This window comes from Verrucomicrobiota bacterium (genome assembly GCA_016871675.1).
Taxonomy (GTDB): domain Bacteria; phylum Verrucomicrobiota; class Verrucomicrobiia; order Limisphaerales; family VHCN01; genus VHCN01.
In genome coordinates, this window is record VHCN01000002.1 from 1 (window position 1) to 18,090 (window position 18,090).

Genomic DNA, 18,090 nt, shown 5'->3' on the forward strand with positions numbered 1-18,090 from the left:
CAGCCGTCGAGCGCGAGCAGGCCGGACTGTCCGCTGACCACGCCGCCTTGAGGCGTCGCGACGAAGTGCGTCATGCCATTCGCGCGCGCGACGGGCAGCAGCTCCGAGTCGGGATTCACCGAGAGCCAGGAGCGGACTTCGGGATGATAGTCGCCCGATTCGACCATGTCGCGGCTCGCGCGGATGGCATCAATCTCGATCAGCCCGAGCGACGTGGACGACGCGATGAGGCCGGGGAACAGGTGAAGCCCCTTCAAGTCCACCGCCTTCGCGCCCGCGACTCGGATCTGCCTCGCCACCGTTACAATCTTGCCGTCCCGAACGTGGACCTGCCCCGGCGCAAGCGTCTCGCCGGAAACGGTGTGAACGGACGCAGCGGAGAAGACGGTGTCGGCGCCGAACGCACCCGAGCCAGCAGCCAGGAGCGTCGCGACCGCAACCGCGGACGTCCGCCACTCCGCATTCCGCATTCCGGATTCCGCATTCATGATCAGTTCGGCTTCGGCCGGCTGTTGTAGCGCTGCCAGAGGCGCGTGTGTTTGCTGTCGAGCGGTTGCTCGACGCCCGCCAGCCACAGCCGCCGGACCTGCGCGCGCGTGTCCAGCACGTCGCCGTCCATCGCGAAGAAGCTCGCCTCTTTGCCCGCGTCGATGCTCCCGAGCCGGTCCGCGACGCCGAGCGCCTCGGCGGCGTGGAGCGTCATGCCCTTGAGCGCCTCGGTCGCGGGCAGGCCGAACGCCACCGCCTGCGCCGCGCGATACGGCAGGTTGCGCGCCTGCGACGCCGCGCGGCCGCCGAGCCCCTCGCTGAAGATGACCTTCACGCCGGCGCGATGAAGCACGGCGGGGGCGGCGAAGTTCGCGTCGTAGGATTCCGAGTCGCGGTTCGGCAGGTCGAAGGTGGATTCGTAAATGACCGCGACCTTGTTGCTCGCGAGCAGCGACGCCTCGCGCCACGCGTCGCGTCCGCCGGCGAGGATGATCCTGAACTTGTTCGTGTTCGCCCACGCGACCGCCGCGCGAATCTGGCGGAAATCATCCGCGTGCACCATCAGCGGACGTTCGCCGCGGACGAACGGAAGCATCGCCTCCCACGAAGGATTGAGTGCGGGCGCGGCGGCAGTGTTCGCGGCCGCGGCTCGCCCCGCCTTGTCGTAGGCTCGCGCCTCGTCGAAGAAGTTTTGCAACTCCGCGAGCCTGCGCTGCCGGGCGCTCGCGCCTTCCTCCGCGGCAGGCGGGCCGCCACCGCGGCGTCCTCCGAAGCCGCCACCGCCGGCGCTCGGCCAGGCGACGTGCAGCGCGACGGGCGAGGCGACGGTCATCTCCTCCATGCCCCAGCCATTGATGCGCATGAGGCCGCTCTGTCCGCTGACCGTGCCGCCCTGCGGCGTGGCGAGAAAGTGCGTGATGCCGTTGGCCCGCGCCACGGGCAGCAGCTCGGAGTCGGGGCTGACGGACAGCCACGCGCGCACATCGGGGTTGAAGCTGCCGACCTCGCTCATGTCGAGCGTGGCGCGGACGGAGCTGACCTCGACGAGCCCGAGCGAACTCGGCACGGCGATGAGGCCGGGATACAGGTGAAGCCCCTTGAGATCCACGACGCGGTCGGCCTTCGCAGCGACGTTCACCGACACGGAGATGATTTTGCCGCCGCGCACCAGCACGTTGCCGGGCGCGAGCGTCTCGCCGGAGACGGTGTGAACCGTGGCGCCGGTGAAGAGCGTGCTGGCGGCCTGGGTTGAACCGACTGAAAGAAGCAGCGCCGCGAGCACCGCGAGGGTCTGGACTGCGCCAGTCCTCGGGCGCTTTCGCGCGGGCTCCTTCAAGGAAAAGCGGCAGCGGACTGCCGCAGTCCAAAACGCTGGCGCGTCGTGCGTCCGCCATTCCGCATTCCGCATTCCGCGTTCCGCATTCATCAGTGCTTCCCTCCGTGCGCGCAGTCGAGGCAGTCGTGCAGGTGGCTTTGGAACATCTCCAGCGCGGGGATGAAGAACAGCGCCTGCGCGGCTTCCGTCGCCTCGGCGCCCGCTCCGGCGCCGCCGCCGAGTTGCGCGGCCTTCTTCGCCTTCGCCACAAGGTCGTTCCGCTCCTTCGCGAGCGAGTCGGTGCGCGCGGGCACGAGCGCGCGGTCGAAGTATTTCTTCCCGTCAATCCACGTCTGCAAACACACCGTCGTCGAGTCGAGCGGGGACTTGCTCCACACGGCAAAGTCGGCGTCCTTGCCCGGTTCGAGCGAGCCGGTGCGCGCATCAATGCGGAGCTGCTTCGCCGGGTTGAGCGTGACGAACTTGAGCGCCTCTGTCTCGGAGGTGCCGCCGTATTTCACGGCCTTCGCCGCCTCGATGTTGAGCCGGCGCGCGAGGTCGCTCGAATCGGAGTTGAAGGACACCACCACGCCGCGGCTGTGCATGAGCGAGCCCGCGTGCGGGATGGCGTCATAGACCTCGAACTTGTAGGCCCACCAGTCGCTGAAGCACGAGCCGCCCGCGCCGTGCCGCGCGATTTCGTCGGCGACCTTGTAGCCCTCGAGCACGTGCTGGAGCGTCGCCACGCGCACGCCGAAGCCCTCCATCGTCCGCAGGAACGCGACGATTTCATCCTGCCGGTAGCTGTGGCAATGGATGAGCCGCGTGCCGCGGATGATCTCGCCGACGGCCTCGAGCTCGAGGTCGCGGCGCGGCGCGGGCGTGCCGTTGCGGGCGGCATCGTCTTGTGCCTTGAGGTATTGCTGCGCGGCGATGAAGCGGTTCTGCATGAACGTCGGCACGCCCATGCGGGTCTGCGGGAAGCGCGTCGTGTTGCGGTCGCCCCAGTTGGATTGCTTCACGTTTTCGCCGAGCGCGAACTTGATGCCCTCGGGCGCGCCCGCGAACTTCAACGCCTCGGGACTCGCGCCGTCGCGCAGCTTGATCACGGCGTTCTGGCCGCCGATCGGATTCGCCGAGCCGTGCAGGTTGTTCGCCGTCGTCACGCCGCCGGCGAGTTGCATGTGGAGATTCGCGGTTTCCGAGTTCACCACGTCGCCGATGCGGACCATCGCGGACGACGGGAGGGTGCCCTCGTTGACGCCGCCGAGGATCATGCTGTGGCTGTGGCAATCAATGATGCCCGGCGTGATGTGCCAGCCCTCGCCCGCGAGGATGAGCGTGTCCGGCCCGACGCGGACGCGCGCGGCGATGTTCGGGCCGACCGCCTGAATCCTCCCATCGGCCACGTAAAGGTCGGCCTTCTCGACGCGGCCGGCCGCGGCCGAAGTCCACACAGTCGCGCCGCCGATGAGCACGCCGCGCGGGGACGCGAGAGGGCCGCGGTTCTTCTGTGGCGGCTGCGCGTCGCGCTTCTTGAGCAGTTCGCGCAGCTCGGCGCCCTTCGGCGAGCCCTTCGCGCCCTTGTCGTCCTTTCCTTTTTCCGCGCCAGCGGCGGCTTTCGCGCCGGGCGGCCGGCGGCTGGCGGCGGGCGCGTTCGGCAGGTGGCGGCCGTCGATCCAAACTTCGCGCACGCGCGCGTCGGGGTTGAAGTAGCTGCCCTCGACGACGGTGAGGTTTGCGATCTTGCCGGGCTCGATCGTGCCGAGTTGCGCGTCCACGCCGCAGAGTTTCGCGGGCACGGTCGTGAGGGCCGCGAGCGCGTCGTTCTCGGACAGGCCGCGGTCCACGGCCTGTTGGAGGTTGCGGCGGAAGCTGCGCTTGTCCGCGAGGCCGTGCGTGGTGAGCGCGACTTCCTTGCCGAGCGAGCGGAGCAACGCGGGATTTTCGGGCGCCCAGTCCCACGCGCGGAGCGTGTCGAGCGAGACGCTGTGCCAGTCGTCCTCGTCGGGCATGCGCGGCGCGGCGGGCAGGTTCACCGGCACGATGAACGCCGAGTTCACGGCCTGCATCATGTCGGGCCGGCGCCATTCCTGTCCGCTCGCGACGACGTGGAAGTTCACGCCAGCCTCCGCGGCCACTCGCGCGGCGCGGTCCACCATCAACACGCTGCCGGGCTCGAACACGACGGTGGTTTTCTTCGTGATGGCGCGTTCGAGGGCTTCGAGCGCGGGGTTGAAGTCGGGGCGCTTGCGGCCCGCGGGCTTCTTCTCGTAATCGGCATGGTCGAGGAAGTAATGCCGCGCGTCGAAGAAGCTCTGCCGCACCGCGGCGATGACGCCCATGAGCGAGCCGGGGAACGGCGTCTGCGCGTTCGGGTCGGCCGGGCGGGGCGCGGACTCGAAGGCGACGTGCTGGAAGACATCGGGCTTGAGGATGGCTGTGTTGGGGTTCACGTCGCTGAGCAGGACGAATGCGCTCGTGCCGCGCAGGATGCCGCGCGCAGGCGTGGCGCTGCCGGCGGTGAAACCGACTTCGCGCAGCGACTCGAGCGCGCGCGCGTTCGGCGAATAGTCGGACGCGGCGCGCTTCTCGGGCGTGATGCGCGCGAGTTCGTAGCCGGGACCGGGATTGCCGGGGTCGCGTTCCTGGCCGGGCACGCCGAAGAAGTTGATGCCGCTCGTGAGTTCGCCGATGGGCTCGGTCATCGTGGTGGCGACGGCGGAGACGTTCGTGCCCATCGTGAGATAGGCATCAATGAAGCCGGCGTAAATCGTCGCGCCCTTCAAGTCCCACACGCGCGCGTCGGCGGGCACGGCCGCATTGACGCCGACCGCCGTGATGAGCCCGTCGCGGATGATGACGTTCGCCTCGTCAAAAGTTTGTCCTGGCTTCACAACCACCCTGCCGCCGACAAGAGCGTGCGCGCCGAGCGGCATGGGCCGATGCCCGGGCGGGAGCAAGTCGGCCGCACAAGCCGCACTCGCGGCGAGCGCGAGCAGCGAGGCGAACCGTGTCGGGGCACGGAGGCAGGTCCGGTGGAAGTGGAAACGCGCGTTTTTCATTTTGGGGCGGCGAGCCAGTCGGGTGACAGGGCGGGAGGCTAGGAATCCGCCGCGCGAGATGCAAGTTGGAAGCTGGCGCAATCCGGCCCGCCCCCGCCCAATCTCCCGCGTTGACACGACCGTCCGATGCGGTGAACTCAGCCCATGCGAAACAGATTCCCCTCGTGTGCTGCCGCAATCGTCGCCGCGGCGGCGCTGTCCGGCGCCGCGCCGCTTTCCGCCGCGGACGTGGTCCAGGCCGACCTTTGTGTCTTCGGCGGCACGTCCGGCGGCATCGCGGCCGCGGTGCAGGCGGCGCGCATGGGCAAGTCCGTCGTGCTTGTCGAGCCGTCGAACTATCTCGGCGGCCTCACCACGGGCGGGCTCGGCGCGACGGACATCGGCAACAAGGCCGCCGTCGGCGGCGTCTCGCGCGAGTTCTACCACCGGCTTGCGCAGCACTACGCGAAGGAGTCGGCGTGGAAGCTCGAAACGGCCGCGCAGTATTTCGCGCGGCGCCGCGGCGGACAGGCCGGCGCGAGTTCGCTCACAGGCGCGGACGCGACGATGTGGACCTTCGAGCCCAAGGTCGCCGAGGCGGTCTTCCTCGACATGCTGCGCGAGGCGAAGGTTCCCGTGCACACGCAGCAGCGGCTCACCGCGGTGAAGAAATCCGGCGCGCGCATCACCGAGCTCGCCACGCAGCCGGGCAACACCTACCGCGCGAAGATGTTCATAGACGCCACTTACGAGGGCGACCTGCTCGCGAAGGCCGGCGTGAGCTACCACATCGGCCGCGAGTCGAACGCCACTTACGGCGAGACGCTCAACGGCATCCGCGCGCAGACGCCGCACCACCAGTTCACCGTGCCGGTGGATCCGTTCATGAAACCGGGCGACCCGTCGAGCGGATTGCTGCCCTTCATCCAGCCCGGCGACGGCGGCAAGCCGGGCGACGGCGACGCGCGCGTGCAGACCTACAACTACCGCCTCTGCTTCACCACCGACGAACGCAACCGCCTGCCCGCGGCGAAACCCGCCGCGATGCCCCAGGCGAAGTTCGACGCGCTCGTGAAGGCCGCGAACGGCAAGCTGCCCGTCACGCCGCCCGCGGATTACGACGCGGCGAAGTTCGAGCTGCTCGGCCGCTACTGCGTCGCGCTCGTCGCCGCGAACAAGCAGCCGCGCCTCGCGCAATTCTGGAACCCCATCTGGATGCCCAACCACAAGACCGACATCAACAACAACGGCGGCTTCTCCACCGACTTCATCGGCGCGAACTGGGACTTCCCCGGGGCGGGCTACGAGCGGCGCGACGCGATCCGCCGCGAGCACGAGGACTACATCCGCGGCTTCATCACCTTCATGGCCACCGACCCGCGCGTGCCCGAGGACATGCGCCTCGAAATGCAGACGTGGGGCCCCGCGAAGGACGAGTTCACCGACACCGCCGGCTGGCCGCGCGAACTCTACGTGCGTGAGGGCCGCCGCCTCATCGGTGAAATCGTGATGACCGAGAAGCACTGCCGCGCGCAGGAAATCGTGAACGACCCCGTCAGCCTCGCCGCCTACAACATGGACTCGCACAATTGCCAGCGCATCGTGAAGAACGGCCGCGTCGAGAACGAGGGCGACGTGCAAGTCGCGCCGATGAAGCCCTACCCCGTCTCCTATCGCGCCATCATTCCCAGGCAGGCGCAGTGCGAAAACCTCCTCGTGCCCGTGTGCCTCAGCTCGTCGCACATCGCCTACGGCAGCATCCGCATGGAACCCGTCTTCATGATCCTCGGCCAAAGCGCCGCCACCGCCGCTGCCATCGCGATGGACGACAATGTCCCCGTGCAGAAGGTGAACTACGACAAACTTCGCGCCCGCCTGCTCGCCGACAAACAAGTCCTCGAATGGAAAGGCCCCGCGACTGCGGGCGCCGGCGGCGGCAAGCTCGACGTGAAACTCGACGGCATTATCCTCGACGACGCCGACGCGAAGCAGACCGGCGACTGGTCGCACTCGGCCTCCGTCGCGTATCGCGCGGGCACCGGCTACGCGCACGACGGCAACGCGAACAAGGGCGGCGCCACGCTCACCTTCACGCCCGACATCAAGGACGCCGGCGAATACGAACTCATCCTCCTCAGCACGCCGAACCCGAACCGCGCGAGCAACGTCCCCGTGACCGTCAGCACCGCCGCCGGCGCGACCCGGACCGTGACCGTGAACCAAAAGACCCAGCCGCTCCTCCCGCTCGGCAAGTTCCAGCTCCCCGCCGGCAGGCAAACCACCGTGACCATCTCGAACAAGGACACCGACGGCTACGTGGTGGTGGACGGGTTGCAATTGAAGCGGGTGAAGTAAGAGAATGGTGGCACCGGTCACGCTGCGACCGGCGACAACTCGCAGCACAAGACGCTTGGACCCGAAACCGCCGCTTCCCCCGGTGTTGACAGCCTGAATCGGAACGGGGATTCTCGCCACAATCCGGAACAACTGCGGCCCATGAAAACCACCTCGTTTGCCCTTTTCGCCGCGTCCATCATTGCCACGGCGCCCACCTCCACCGCCCAGGAACGCGCCCGGGATGGCGAACGCGAAAAGCCCGCGCCGGACAAGGTCGCCCGCGGCCGCGAGGAAGCCCGGCGCGAAGGCGCCCCGCGACGCGATGCCGCGCCCCGCGAGGGCGAGCGTGGCGGCGACCTTGCCGCGCAGGTCAACGAACTCCGCGCCGAGATCGCCGAGATGCGCCGCGCGATGGCCGAGATGCGCCGGCTGCTCGAAGAGAAGAAGCGCTAGCGGAGCGACCGTCTCGTGCGGGCAGTCGCGCCGGGTTCGATTCACCGGGACCCTTGCGGAATTCCCGGCGAAACTTTCCGGCGCGGCCGCGTGTTGTCAGCATGTCCAGAAACGACGGCAGTCGAGAGGAAACCTGATTATGACAATGGCAACTGTGCTTGCGTGGGTGGTTGGATTTCTCGGGACGATGCTCATGTTCGTCGCCTACTGGCTGGCGGCATCGGCGCTCTGCCCCAACGTCGTCGCCCGCGCCGCGGAACAATACCGGCGTCCGTTCCGCCTCACTTTTCTCGGACTGCTGATGGTCCTCCCGCTCGTCCTGATCGCCATCGGGCTCCTGAAACTGAACAACCCGGTGGTGGTGATGCTTGGGATCGGAGTGATCGCGGGCAGCGCGCTGATCGGCTTTATCGGCTCGGCGGGCTTGTGCCTGCGCATCGGGCAGGGGCTCGCGTCGCCGTCGGATGAACAACAGCCGTGGCGCCGCGTGCTGCGTGGCGGCGTGGTGCTGGTGCTCACGTTTCTGCTGCCGTTCTTCGGGTGGTTCGCCCTGACCCTCTGGACGCTTGTGTCGGGTTTCGCCGCCGCGGTGCTTTCGATCCGCGAGTCGAGGCGCGGCGCGACAGCGGTTCCACAACCGTCGCCGATGACGCCGCCGCCGACCATCGCCGCGGGTTCCGCCACATCGTGAAACTCGACCGGCGGCAGTTCCTTTGCGCAGGCGCGGGCGCCGCGGTGGCCGCCGCGGCGGGTTGCGACGTGCCGAAGCCGCTGCGGTCGGTGCTCCCGTTTCAGACGCAGCGTCCCCGGGCGAAGGGTCCGTTCCGCGCGCCGCTGTCCGATTCCATCGACCCCGTCTCGCACGTCTTGAACCGCGTCACGTTCGGCGCGCGCCCCGGTGATTACGAGCGCGTGACGAAACTCCGCGCCACACCCGACGAGGCCGCGCGCGCGTTCCTCGAGGAGCAACTCGACCCGCATCGCATCGAGGACGATTATGCCGGGCACGCCGTGCGGACGTTCGAGACTTTGGGCGAACCGGTCGGCGAACTCTTCGAATACCGCGAGCGGATCCTGCTCGACGAGTTGCAACGCGCGACGCTCACGCGCGCCATCCACAGCGAGCGCCAGCTCTGGGAGGTGATGGTCCAGTTCTGGAGCGACCACTTCAACATCGACCCGTCGAAGGGCGACTGCGGCTGGCTCAAGACGGCGGACGACCGCGACGTGATCCGCGCGCATGCGCTGGGGCGGTTCAGCGAGATGGTCCGGGCGAGCGCGCTCAGCCCGGCGATGCTTTGCTACCTCGACGGCCGCGAGAATCGCAAGGCCCGACCCGAGGACCGCCCGAACGAGAACTACGCGCGCGAACTGCTCGAGCTTCACACGCTCGGCGTCCACGGCGGCTACACGCAGCAGGACGTGATGGAAGTCGCGCGCGCGCTCACGGGCTGGACCGTGCGCGGGCCGGGCTCGAAGGGCTTCGGGCTTGGCCGGGTGGAGTTCCATCCGCATCTTCACGACAAGGACGGGAAGGTCATCCTCGGGAAAACCATCGACGCATGGCCGGCCCCGCTGAAGAAGGAGGAACAATTCCGCCGCGGCGAGTGGGAACTCGAGCGCGTGCTGGAAATCCTGCTCAGCCATCCCGCGACGGCGCGCTACATCGCGCAGAAGCTCTGCCGCCGGTTCATCGCGGACGAACCGCCGGCGCCGGCCGTCGAGTCGGTCGCCGCCGCGTTCACCGCGAGCGGCAGCGACATCCGCGAGACGCTGCGCGCGCTCTTCGCCACGCCGGAGTTCTGGGCCGCGCGCGGGGCCAAGCTCAAGCGCCCGTTCCATTACATCGTCTCGGCGCTGCGCGCGACCGACGCGGAGACCGAAGCGCCCCGGCAGCTTGTGCAAATCCTGCTGCGCATGGGCCACGCGCCGTTCACGTATCCGACGCCCGATGGATTTCCCGAAGAGGCCTCGCCGTGGCTCGGCACGATGCTGTGGCGCTGGAATTTCGCCACGGAACTCTGCCAGAACCACGTTGCGAAAACGAAAGTGAACCTCGACACGCTGCGCGAAGCCTTCGGCGGTGACGACGGCGTGATGGCCCACCTGCTCGGGCGCAAGCCGACGCCCGCCGAATCCGCGAGCTATCACGAGAGCGGCGAGGGCGTCGCGCTCCTGCTCGCCTCGCCCGGCTTCCAGCGCTGCTGACACGATGCGCGCGAAACTCCAAGCCCACATCTCCGGCAACCGCGACGAACTCCGCACGCTGGTGATCATCTTCCTGCGCGGCGGCGCGGACGGCTTGAACATGGTCGCGCCCGTGCAGGACGCCGGCTATCACAAGGCCCGCCCGCGCATCGCGCTCAAGGAATCCGGCGCGCTCAGGCTCGACGGGTTTTTCGCGCTCCATCCGCTGCTCAAGGAACTCAAGCCCGGTTTTGACTCCGGCCAGCTTGGGATCGTCCACGCCGCGGGCTCCGAGGATTCCACGCGGTCGCACTTCGAGGCGCAGGACTTGATGGAGCACGGCGGCATCGTGGCGGGCGGATGGCTCGGGCGTTTTCTCCGTTGCAAGACGCCCGCCGCGGACGGCGCGCTCTCCGCGATCGCGCTCGGGCAGCAGCTCCCGGAAAGCCTCCGCGGCGCGCCGAGCGTGACTGTGCTCCGGTCGCTCGCGGATTTTTCTTTCGGCCGCGACGCGCGGAAGTTTCGACTCGGCCTCGAGAAACTCTACGAAGGCGGGCAGGACGCGCTCGCCGCCGCGGGACGCGACACGCTTGGGGCGCTGCGAAAAATCGAGGCTCTTCGAAAGACGCCCTATTCGCCCGCGCACGGCGCCGAATACGAGACGGGCGATTACAGCCGCGGCTTGCAGCAGATCGCCCAGCTCGTCAAGGCGCGCGTCGGCCTCGAGGCCGCCACGCTCGACCTCGACGGGTGGGACTCGCACTTCCAGCAGGGGTTCGTCATGGACCCGCGGATGATGCAGCTCTCGCGCGGGCTCTCGGCCTTCATGCGCGACCTCGGTGTGATGCTTGAGACCGTCTCGGTCGTGGTGATGACCGAGTTTGGCCGGCGGTTTTTCGAAAACTCCGCGCTCGGCACCGATCACGGGCGCGGCAGCGTGATGTTCCTCGCGGGCGGCGGTGTGAAGGGTGGCCGCGTTTATGGCACGTGGCCCGGCCTGACCGATGACGTTCTCGAAGGCCCCGGCGACCTGCCCGTGACCACAAATTACCGCGACGTGCTCGCGCCCATCCTCGCGCGGCATGGCGCGGGCGCGGCGCTGTCCCGGATTTTCCCGGACCACGGGCTCAAGCCGCTCGGCATCTACGGCTGAGCGGCGGCGTCCCCGGGTTCGCCGGTCAGAACTTTGCGCCCGGCAGCACCACGGCGCCGGCTTCGTCCGCGAAGATCACCTTCACGTGCTGCTTCGCGCCGTCCGCGAAGTTCTTTGCGAGCCACGTCTCCACGAACTCGCACGCCTGCCTCCGGCACGTCTCGCGCACGAGCTGGATGTTCTCGCCCGCGCGTTCCTGCGCGAGGCCGCTGATGGATTTCTTCAACTCGTCCATCGCGTTCGCGTGGTCGCGGATCACGCTGCCCTTGCGGACCTCGTAGGTGATGCGCGACGCGTCCACGGCGGGAGTGTTGTGCCGGATGGCCGGCGCGGTCACGCGCACGAGTCCGTTCACGAGCTCGAAGCGCCACTCGCCCGCGAGATCGAGGTAGTAGGTGCACTCGACCGGCGCGCGCGCCTCGACGAACACATCCGGCAGCGGGATCAGCCCGAAGCCCGTTCTCGCCGAGCTGCGCTGCGTGAAGACCGCCGTCTCCTTGAGTTCCGCGACTTGCAGGCGGAGTTGTGGATTCACCGACGTGCGATGGCTTTCAAAGGTCCGCGTGATGGTCCCCTGTTTGAACGCGGCGGCAACGGTGGCGAGTTGTTTGCCCGCCTCGCGGATGACCTCCGCGCCGGCCTTGCCGGCCTGGTTCACCATTTCCGCGCCGCCCTTCGTCGCGGCATCCACCATGTCCACAGGTCCCCGGCAGGACTTGAAGAGGAGCACCATCGCCGTCACGAGGATGAGCACGATCAGCACCCACTTCACCGCCGACACCCACAACGCCTTCTCCGACGGCGGCTCTCCGGCCGGGGGCCTCTCGGCGACGTGCATGCGGCAGTGCTACCAGAGCGCGAAGCTCCGCGCAAGGCCCGCGCCCGCGCGGACTTTGTAATTGTCCCGCGCCCGGGGCGGCGGCTTATCTCGCAGGGTTTTGGGATGGACGTGTCGCGGGCACGGACCTTGTGCGTCTTCTTCGGCTGGACTGGTAGTGCGCGCAGCTTGATGGCTGCGGGCCCATCGCGGGCCGGTGTTTCGGCCGGAAATCGGTTCGTGTCCGGTCCGCGCGGGTGGTAGTCTTCGCGGAGCATTTCAAGCCCATGAACCCGACCGCCGCGCCGCCATCCCACGCCGCCGATTACAAACCGCTCCACGGCCTGCCCGCGCTCGGCGGGTTGTGCACGATGGCCGAAGCGATGAAGCCCGGCCTGTCCGTCGAAGCGTGTGTCGCGCAGCTCAAGCGCCTGCACTATCTGTTCCGCCGGTTGCACCAGGTGTTCACGGCGCGCATCACGGCGGAGCCCGTCTACGAGCTCAAGAGCGCCTTCAGCCTGCACGCGCACTACTGCGCCGAGCACACCGCCGCGTTGCGCAAGCGCGTGACCGAGATGCGCGAGCCGCCTTACGGGCTCGAGGAGGTGCCGCACGCCGCACTGGAAATCCTCTGCGACGAAATCCTCGCGGCGCCAACAACGGGAGAACTGCTGCTCGGCCTTTATGAGCAGGCGCTGCCCGCGCTGAAGGCCGGGCTCGAATCGCACATCGCGGCCACGAACCCGCTTGTGGACGCGCCGAGTGTGCGCGTGTGCCGCTTCGCCCTGCTCGAGGTGGGCGACATGCTCGACTTCGGCGCGAAGGCCGTGCCGTGCCTTGTGGACGCGCCGAGCCGCGCTGCGCTCGCGCCGTGGCTTGCCGTGCTCGAGGCGTGCGTTGCCGCGTCCCGCCCTGGCGAAGCAATCACGCTTCCCGCGCGCGTGCATTCCGCCAAGCCGTTCCGCTACGACGGCACGCCGCGCCGCGACGGGCGCTTCCCCGACCCCTACAACATGGGCGTGAACGCGGAGGTGTTCCTCTACGACCAGTCCATGCCCGCGGAGCCCAAGACGCTGATGATGTTTTACAAGCGGCTCCGCGAAATTGACGTGCCGGAGATGATGGCGAGCATCATCACCGAGACGCGCGGCAAGCCGTGGGGGTATTACCGCGACATGACGCGGCAGCTCTGGGACGAGGCGCGCCACGCGATGATGGGCGAGGTGGGCTTCGTGCAGGCGGGCGTGGACTGGCCGCGCGAGGTGATGGTGAATTTCACGTGGTCGCTCGGCCTCAACACGCAGCTCACGCCGCTCGAGCGGCACGCCGTCCTCTACTTCATCGAACAGGGCCTCATGCCGCGCAACGGCAAGCGCTTCGAGTGGGAGGTCGGCCTCGCATCGGGCAACGGCCTGTCCGCGCTGTTCCAGGATTACGACTGGGCGGACGAGGTGCTGCACGCGCGCATCGGCCGGGACTGGTATCTGCCGGAATTCACCGACCCGAAGACGGCCGTGAAATACGGCGACGACTGCTGGTCCAAGGTGCTGATGAACTGGTCGGGCTGGCGCGAGAAGGGCCTCACGCAGCATCGCAACTGGTGGCCGGGCTGTTATCGCGCGGCGTGCAAATCGCGGGGCGTCGAGCCGGACCCGGCCGTGGCGGCGTTCAGCACGACTTACGAGCAGGTGCGCGCGGATTTGAAATCAATCTCGGGGTCGGCGTGAACCCCGCGGGGTGCCCACACGGCCAAACTGCTTGCCAGTGCCGGAGACGTGGGACATCTTCCGCGCGTTCGCGCGAGTAGCTCAATTGGATAGAGCGTCGGCCTCCGGAGCCGAAGGTTGTGGGTTCGAGCCCCGCCTTGCGCACCACTTCTTCCACCGCCGCGTCGCGAATCAGCCGCCCCGTCCCGAGGCCGCGCTCATGGCTATCATGTCGGTGAAGCGCTTGTTGTCTGCGCGGATGCGTGAGGTGAGCGTGCGGCAAATCGCCACCAGGAACGGCGTGGCGAGCTCGGGAGCCTCTGTCGTGAGGCGCATGAGCGAGTCAGCGGAAATCTTGAGCAGGGTGCAGTTGAGGTTGGCCACGACATCCGCGGCGCGGGGGCCGTGGTCGAAGAGCGCCATGTCCCCGAAAAACTCGCCGACGCGCAGCGTCGCGAGGATTTTCTCCTTGCCGCCGACAAACGTGCGCACGCGCGCCTCGCCGTCGAGCATGAGAAACATGGAGTCGCCGGGTTCGCCCTTCTTGACGATCTCGCGGAATTGCGCGGCCTGGACGACTTCCATGAACTGCGCGAACCGGCCGATTTGCTGGTCGGTCATGTCGGAGAGAATCTTCACGCGGCGAAGATGGCCGGGCTTGATGCCGGCAATGAGCGGGCTGGCCTGTGCCGGCGCGGAGGCCGGCGAACCGCCGCCCTGAAAGCGGCCCTTGGTGTCCGGGAGCGCGCTGGCCTTGTGCCAGCTGTCGGCTTTCTCGGAGAAGATCCACGTGTCGGCGAGCACGCGCTCGTCCGCGATCCATTCGACGAGGGTCGGCAAATCGACCGGGCCGTAGACGACATCGTCCACCGCCCAGATTTTGAAACCGGGGCCCGTCGCGGCCGCGACGTCGGTCGCCGCGCCTGCGGCGGCTTCCGTCGACTCCCCAGCTCCCTGTTGCTCTTCCGGGTTCACGAGCGTCTTGTAGCCAATCCGGGAAATCGTTGGAAGGAAAATTACGGAGTCGTTCCCGTCGATCTCAGGCTTGCCGCCGGGCCGCGCTTTGTGTTCCGTCGCGCGTGTCGATGCTCCGCGCGCGCGCCGCCATTTTCGATCTCGGCAAGGTCCTCGTCGACTTTGACTACGGCATCATGGCGCGGGCGCTCTCGGCACGGAGCGACATGTCGGGCGGCGAATTGCGCGCGCTGCTCGATCAGTCGAGCTTGTTGCACCGCTACGAGTCCGGAGCGATGACGACGCGGGAGTTCTTCGCCGAGGTGCAGTCGCGGAGCGGGTTTCGAGGGACCCTGGACGAGTTCGCCGGGGTGTTCGCGGACATCTTCACGCCGATCGCGCCGATGGTCGCGCTCCTGGAGCGGCTCGTCTCACAGGGCGTGCCGACGTTTGCGTTCTCGAACACGAACGAACTCGCCGTGCGACACCTTCGCGCGCGGTTTCCATTCATGCACCAGTTCAATGCGCTCGTGCTCTCCTACGAGCACGGCGCGATGAAGCCCGACCCGCGGCTCTACGAGGCGGTCGAAGGCGTCACGACATTGCGCGGGGGCGGGTTGTTCTACCTCGACGACCGGCCGGAGAACATTGAGACGGCGCAAACGCGCGGCTGGCAGGCGGTGCTGCACGAAACGCCCGAGAAGTCCATCGAAGCGGCTCGCCGCGCCGGAGTGCTCCGTTGAAGGTCTGCATCGCGTCCCCGAACGCCTTCGAGCGCGGGAAGGTCCGCCCATCGCCCGACGATCGAGACCACATCGGCGCGCGCCTCCCTGCGCCGGGGCGTTCGTCGCAACGTCCAGTGCCGGGCCGTATGCGATGCAGCCCGGTTCGGCAAGCACCGTCGGCACGAGCGCCCGCAGTTCAGCGAGGAATTCCCCGCGCCTGCCCGGGTTGAGTTCAATCGTGGCGATGACGTGGATCATGATTGGGTGGGTGTGCAGTCGCGCGATCGCGGGCCGTTGAGCAACGTCCCCACGACCGTGTAGCGGACGCACCAGTGGTAGCTTCCGTAAAGCACCGCGAGCGCGATGGTCATCAGCAGCGCGAACTTCGCGAATACATTCATCTGCCACTTCGACACCAGCACCTGCAGCATCACGACCACCGGCAGGTGCGCGAGGTAAACCCAGTAGGCCGAGTCCGACAGGTAGCGAATCCACGGCCGCGACACATCCGCAAAGCGCAGGAACAACCCCATCACGCCAAATGTCGCGAGCCACGCATAAAGCGCCGAGCCCAGGCACGCCTGCGCCTTGAGCGCGGGGTGCAGCAGCTTGGGCGCGGTCCCCTGCGCGACGAGCGCCCCGGCGTGCATCAGCCAGAACGGAATCGCAAGCACGGCACAAATCCATGCCTGCCTCTTGATGGCGTCGAGCAATTCCACGTGCCGGTGAAGAAACCACCCGAAGCCGAAGAACATCCCGTAATACACCAGCGCGCGCGGACTCGGCAGAAGCGACACGCCCGGCATCGGCTCGATCTCGCCCCATTGGCGCGACGTGAGGAGCAGCAGAAACGCGGGCACGGCGAGCAGGAACGGAGTCCACAACTTCCCCGCGACCGCACCAAAGGCGCGGTCGAGCGACGTTGCGAATTCCCGCGCGCCCGGCTTCGCCAGGAGCGCGCCGAGTCCCGCCGCCGCCGCGTAGACGATGCAGAGGTAATACAAGAACCACAGGTGCCAGGGGATGAACACCGAGATGATGAATCCCCCGGCGAAGAACTTCGCGAGCCAGCCCTTGTCCATGGACCACGCGAGACCGACCAGCGGAGAAATCGTCACGAGCCCCAGCACGAAGGGCAGACCGATGCGTTTCGCGCGGTGCGCGATGAAAGCGTCGCGCCCGAGCCGTTCGAGGAGCATGTGGCCGAAGAATCCCGCGATCAAAAAGAACAACTGCATGCGGAAGCCGTGGATGACGCCGACGGAAAGATCGAAGACGGGATGCCGCTTCACATCCTGCGCCGCCCAGTCGGGAATGTTCAGCGTCATGAACGAAATGGCCGCGTGCAGGTATACGCCCAGGAGCATCGCGGCCGCGCGCAAGCTGTCCAGCGCGTGAAAACGCGCCGCGTTCGACGCCACCTCCGGCAGTGGAGGCGGACCCTCGGGTAGCGGTGGAGGTGGCGCGGGCATCGCGATTGGGCCGCAGCGTAGGAATGCGCCCCGCGCCCCGGAAGAATAAAGTGTCGCGAGTCGCGGTGCCTTTGGGAGCCACCCGCGGGTCATTCGCCTTGCCCGCGCCGGCCTGTTCGCGCCAGCATCGCGCATCCTCATGAACAACCCCGCGCCGGCCCCTCCATCGCGATGGTATCAAGGCGTCTCGCGCTACCAGTGGCTTGTGCTTGCGATCGCGTCGGCGGGCTGGGTCTTCGACACCTTCGAAGGGCAGATTTTCAACATCACGCGCCAGCAGATGCTCGCGGACATTCTCGGCCCGGGCGCGACGGAGGCGGACATCAAACGCTACGGGGATTTTTTCCTCGGCGTGTTCCTCGCGGGCGGGACGCTCGGCGGCATTCTCTTCGGCTCGCTCGCGGACCGCTGGGGCCGGCGGCCGACGATGGTCGTGACCATCCTGATGTATTCGGTGTTCAGCGGGCTCACGTATTTCGCGGACTCGCTGTGGCAGGTGGCCGTGCTGCGGTTCCTCGTGGCGATGGGCGTCGGCGGCGAATGGTCGGTGGCCGCGGCGCTCGTGGCCGAGGTGTTTCCACAGCACGCGCGAACACACGCGTCGGCGATCTTCCACTCGACGAGCATTCTCGGCACGTGGATGGCCGCGTGGGCGGGCTTGTGGGTCGGCGCCGAGTGGCGGCACGCGTATCTCATCGGCATCCTGCCCGCGCTGCTCGTGCTGTGGGTGCGCGCGAGCGTGAAGGAACCCGAGCGCTGGACCGCACTCGCCGAGAAATCCGCGCGCGGCGAGCCGGTGAATCGCGGCAGCCTCGGCGAACTCCTCGGCGACCCGCGCTGGCGTGGCCGCGCCCTGCTCGGCTTGCTGCTCGCGGCGGTCGGGCTCAGCACGTTTTGGGGAGTGGTCATCGCGGGACAGGATCTGGCGCGCGAGTTTCTCCTCCGCCACGGCACGGACGCGAAGGTCGCCGCGGAAAAAGCCAAGGTCGCCTACGGCTACGTGCAGGCGACGGGCGGCGGACTCGGGCTGCTGTTCTTCGGCCCGCTTGCGGCGCGGCTCGGGCGCAAGCGGGCATTCGCGCTCATGCACGTGCTTGCGCTGTGCATCGTGCCGGTGGTGTGCTGGCTGCCGCAAAGCTACGAGGCGCTGCTGCTGTTGCTGCCGGTGTATGGCTTCCTCACGCTCAGCATCCACGCGGGCTACGCGATTTACTTTCCCGAGTTGTTTCCGACGCATCTGCGCGCGACGGGCACGGGCTTCTGCTTCAACGGCGGGCGCATCCTGTCGGCGGGCGCGCTCGTGTTCGCCGGCTGGCTCAAGGGGCTTCCCGGAATGGACCTGCGGCTCGCGGTCACGCTGCTCGCGCTGACGTTCCTGTTGGGGCTCGTGGTGTTGAAGTTCCTGCCGGAGACGAAGGGCGCGCCGTTGCCGGACTGA

Annotated in this window: 14 protein-coding genes, 1 tRNA gene and 1 pseudogene; 9 read left to right on the forward strand and 7 right to left on the reverse strand. The window is 67.9% G+C overall.

The features are described from left to right. From FJ386_00825 to FJ386_00835, 3 genes are all read right to left on the reverse strand, one after another. On the reverse strand, window positions 1-488 hold a 488-nt coding region (locus FJ386_00825), incomplete at its 3' end, for a hypothetical protein (protein MBM3875254.1). A 2-nt stretch (window positions 489-490) separates the two neighbouring features. Continuing rightward, window positions 491-1,915 carry an amidohydrolase family protein gene (locus tag FJ386_00830; protein ID MBM3875255.1) on the reverse strand — a complete coding sequence of 475 codons (1,425 nt, stop codon included), beginning with the start codon at window positions 1,913-1,915 and terminating at the stop codon, window positions 491-493. Beyond that, entirely contained in the window at window positions 1,915-4,869 is a 2,955-nt protein-coding gene (locus FJ386_00835) for an amidohydrolase family protein (protein MBM3875256.1), read from the reverse strand. The genes FJ386_00830 and FJ386_00835 overlap by 1 nt, the downstream gene beginning before the upstream one ends. A gap of 144 nt (window positions 4,870-5,013) precedes the next feature. Between FJ386_00835 and FJ386_00840 the strand changes: the two genes are divergently transcribed. From FJ386_00840 to FJ386_00860, 5 genes are all read left to right on the forward strand, one after another. After that, window positions 5,014-7,203 carry an FAD-dependent oxidoreductase gene (locus tag FJ386_00840; protein MBM3875257.1) on the forward strand — a complete coding sequence of 730 codons (2,190 nt, stop codon included), beginning with the start codon at window positions 5,014-5,016 and terminating at the stop codon, window positions 7,201-7,203. Between the two features lie 141 nt (window positions 7,204-7,344). Then, window positions 7,345-7,638 (forward strand): hypothetical protein, encoded by a 294-nt coding sequence (locus tag FJ386_00845; GenBank protein ID MBM3875258.1) that lies wholly within the window; start codon window positions 7,345-7,347, stop codon window positions 7,636-7,638. Between the two features lie 145 nt (window positions 7,639-7,783). Next, entirely contained in the window at window positions 7,784-8,329 is a 546-nt protein-coding gene (locus FJ386_00850) for a hypothetical protein (GenBank protein MBM3875259.1), read from the forward strand. Beyond that, the gene (locus FJ386_00855) at window positions 8,326-9,846 is read left to right on the forward strand and encodes a DUF1800 domain-containing protein (protein ID MBM3875260.1); all 1,521 of its coding nucleotides are present in this window, start codon (window positions 8,326-8,328) and stop codon (window positions 9,844-9,846) included. Before FJ386_00850 ends, FJ386_00855 begins: the two co-directional genes overlap by 4 nt. Window positions 9,847-9,850: 4 nt before the next feature. After that, window positions 9,851-10,978, forward strand: coding sequence for a DUF1501 domain-containing protein (locus FJ386_00860; GenBank protein MBM3875261.1), 1,128 nt, complete (start codon window positions 9,851-9,853; stop codon window positions 10,976-10,978). A 25-nt stretch (window positions 10,979-11,003) separates the two neighbouring features. On the opposite strand, the gene FJ386_00865 is transcribed toward FJ386_00860, so the two are convergent. After that, window positions 11,004-11,816, reverse strand: a complete 813-nt coding sequence (locus FJ386_00865; GenBank protein MBM3875262.1) for a hypothetical protein — start codon at window positions 11,814-11,816, stop codon at window positions 11,004-11,006. A gap of 266 nt (window positions 11,817-12,082) precedes the next feature. Here FJ386_00865 and FJ386_00870 point away from each other — a divergent pair, with 266 nt between their 5' ends. Both FJ386_00870 and FJ386_00875 read left to right on the forward strand, forming a co-directional pair. Beyond that, window positions 12,083-13,522 (forward strand): hypothetical protein, encoded by a 1,440-nt coding sequence (locus tag FJ386_00870; protein MBM3875263.1) that lies wholly within the window; start codon window positions 12,083-12,085, stop codon window positions 13,520-13,522. A gap of 70 nt (window positions 13,523-13,592) precedes the next feature. Then, window positions 13,593-13,669 (forward strand) — tRNA-Arg (locus FJ386_00875). A gap of 24 nt (window positions 13,670-13,693) precedes the next feature. Here FJ386_00875 and FJ386_00880 read toward each other — a convergent pair. Next, on the reverse strand, window positions 13,694-14,476 hold the full coding sequence (locus FJ386_00880; protein ID MBM3875264.1) for a cyclic nucleotide-binding domain-containing protein: 783 nt from the start codon (window positions 14,474-14,476) through the stop codon (window positions 13,694-13,696). A gap of 104 nt (window positions 14,477-14,580) precedes the next feature. On the opposite strand from FJ386_00880, the gene FJ386_00885 reads away from it, so the two are divergent. Then, complete coding sequence (locus FJ386_00885) at window positions 14,581-15,198, forward strand: HAD family phosphatase (GenBank protein ID MBM3875265.1); 618 nt, start codon at window positions 14,581-14,583, stop codon at window positions 15,196-15,198. Here the strand turns inward: FJ386_00885 and FJ386_00890 are convergent. Together FJ386_00890 and FJ386_00895 are read right to left on the reverse strand one after the other, a co-directional pair. Next, window positions 15,078-15,438 (reverse strand): annotated as a pseudogene (locus tag FJ386_00890) (hypothetical protein). The gene FJ386_00885 and the pseudogene FJ386_00890 overlap by 121 nt on opposite strands. After that, a complete protein-coding gene (locus FJ386_00895) occupies window positions 15,435-16,793 on the reverse strand; it encodes a hypothetical protein (protein MBM3875266.1) in 1,359 nt (452 codons plus the stop codon). The pseudogene FJ386_00890 and the gene FJ386_00895 overlap by 4 nt, the downstream one beginning before the upstream one ends. On the opposite strand from FJ386_00895, the gene FJ386_00900 reads away from it, so the two are divergent. Beyond that, window positions 16,792-18,090: an MFS transporter gene (locus tag FJ386_00900; GenBank protein MBM3875267.1), complete on the forward strand. Its 1,299-nt coding sequence runs from the start codon at window positions 16,792-16,794 to the stop codon at window positions 18,088-18,090. The two genes, FJ386_00895 and FJ386_00900, sit on opposite strands and share 2 nt — an antisense overlap.

Coding starts and splice junctions, on each gene's coding strand:
- FJ386_00830 (MBM3875255.1), bottom strand. CDS start 1,915: ATGAATGCGGAACGCGGAATGCGGAATGCGGAATGGCGGACGCACGAC.
- FJ386_00835 (MBM3875256.1), bottom strand. CDS start 4,869: ATGAAAAACGCGCGTTTCCACTTCCACCGGACCTGCCTCCGTGCCCCG.
- FJ386_00840 (MBM3875257.1), top strand. CDS start 5,014: ATGCGAAACAGATTCCCCTCGTGTGCTGCCGCAATCGTCGCCGCGGCG.
- FJ386_00845 (MBM3875258.1), top strand. CDS start 7,345: ATGAAAACCACCTCGTTTGCCCTTTTCGCCGCGTCCATCATTGCCACG.
- FJ386_00850 (MBM3875259.1), top strand. CDS start 7,784: ATGGCAACTGTGCTTGCGTGGGTGGTTGGATTTCTCGGGACGATGCTC.
- FJ386_00860 (MBM3875261.1), top strand. CDS start 9,851: ATGCGCGCGAAACTCCAAGCCCACATCTCCGGCAACCGCGACGAACTC.
- FJ386_00865 (MBM3875262.1), bottom strand. CDS start 11,816: ATGCACGTCGCCGAGAGGCCCCCGGCCGGAGAGCCGCCGTCGGAGAAG.
- FJ386_00870 (MBM3875263.1), top strand. CDS start 12,083: ATGAACCCGACCGCCGCGCCGCCATCCCACGCCGCCGATTACAAACCG.
- FJ386_00900 (MBM3875267.1), top strand. CDS start 16,792: ATGAACAACCCCGCGCCGGCCCCTCCATCGCGATGGTATCAAGGCGTC.
- FJ386_00895 (MBM3875266.1), bottom strand. CDS start 16,793: ATGAGGATGCGCGATGCTGGCGCGAACAGGCCGGCGCGGGCAAGGCGA.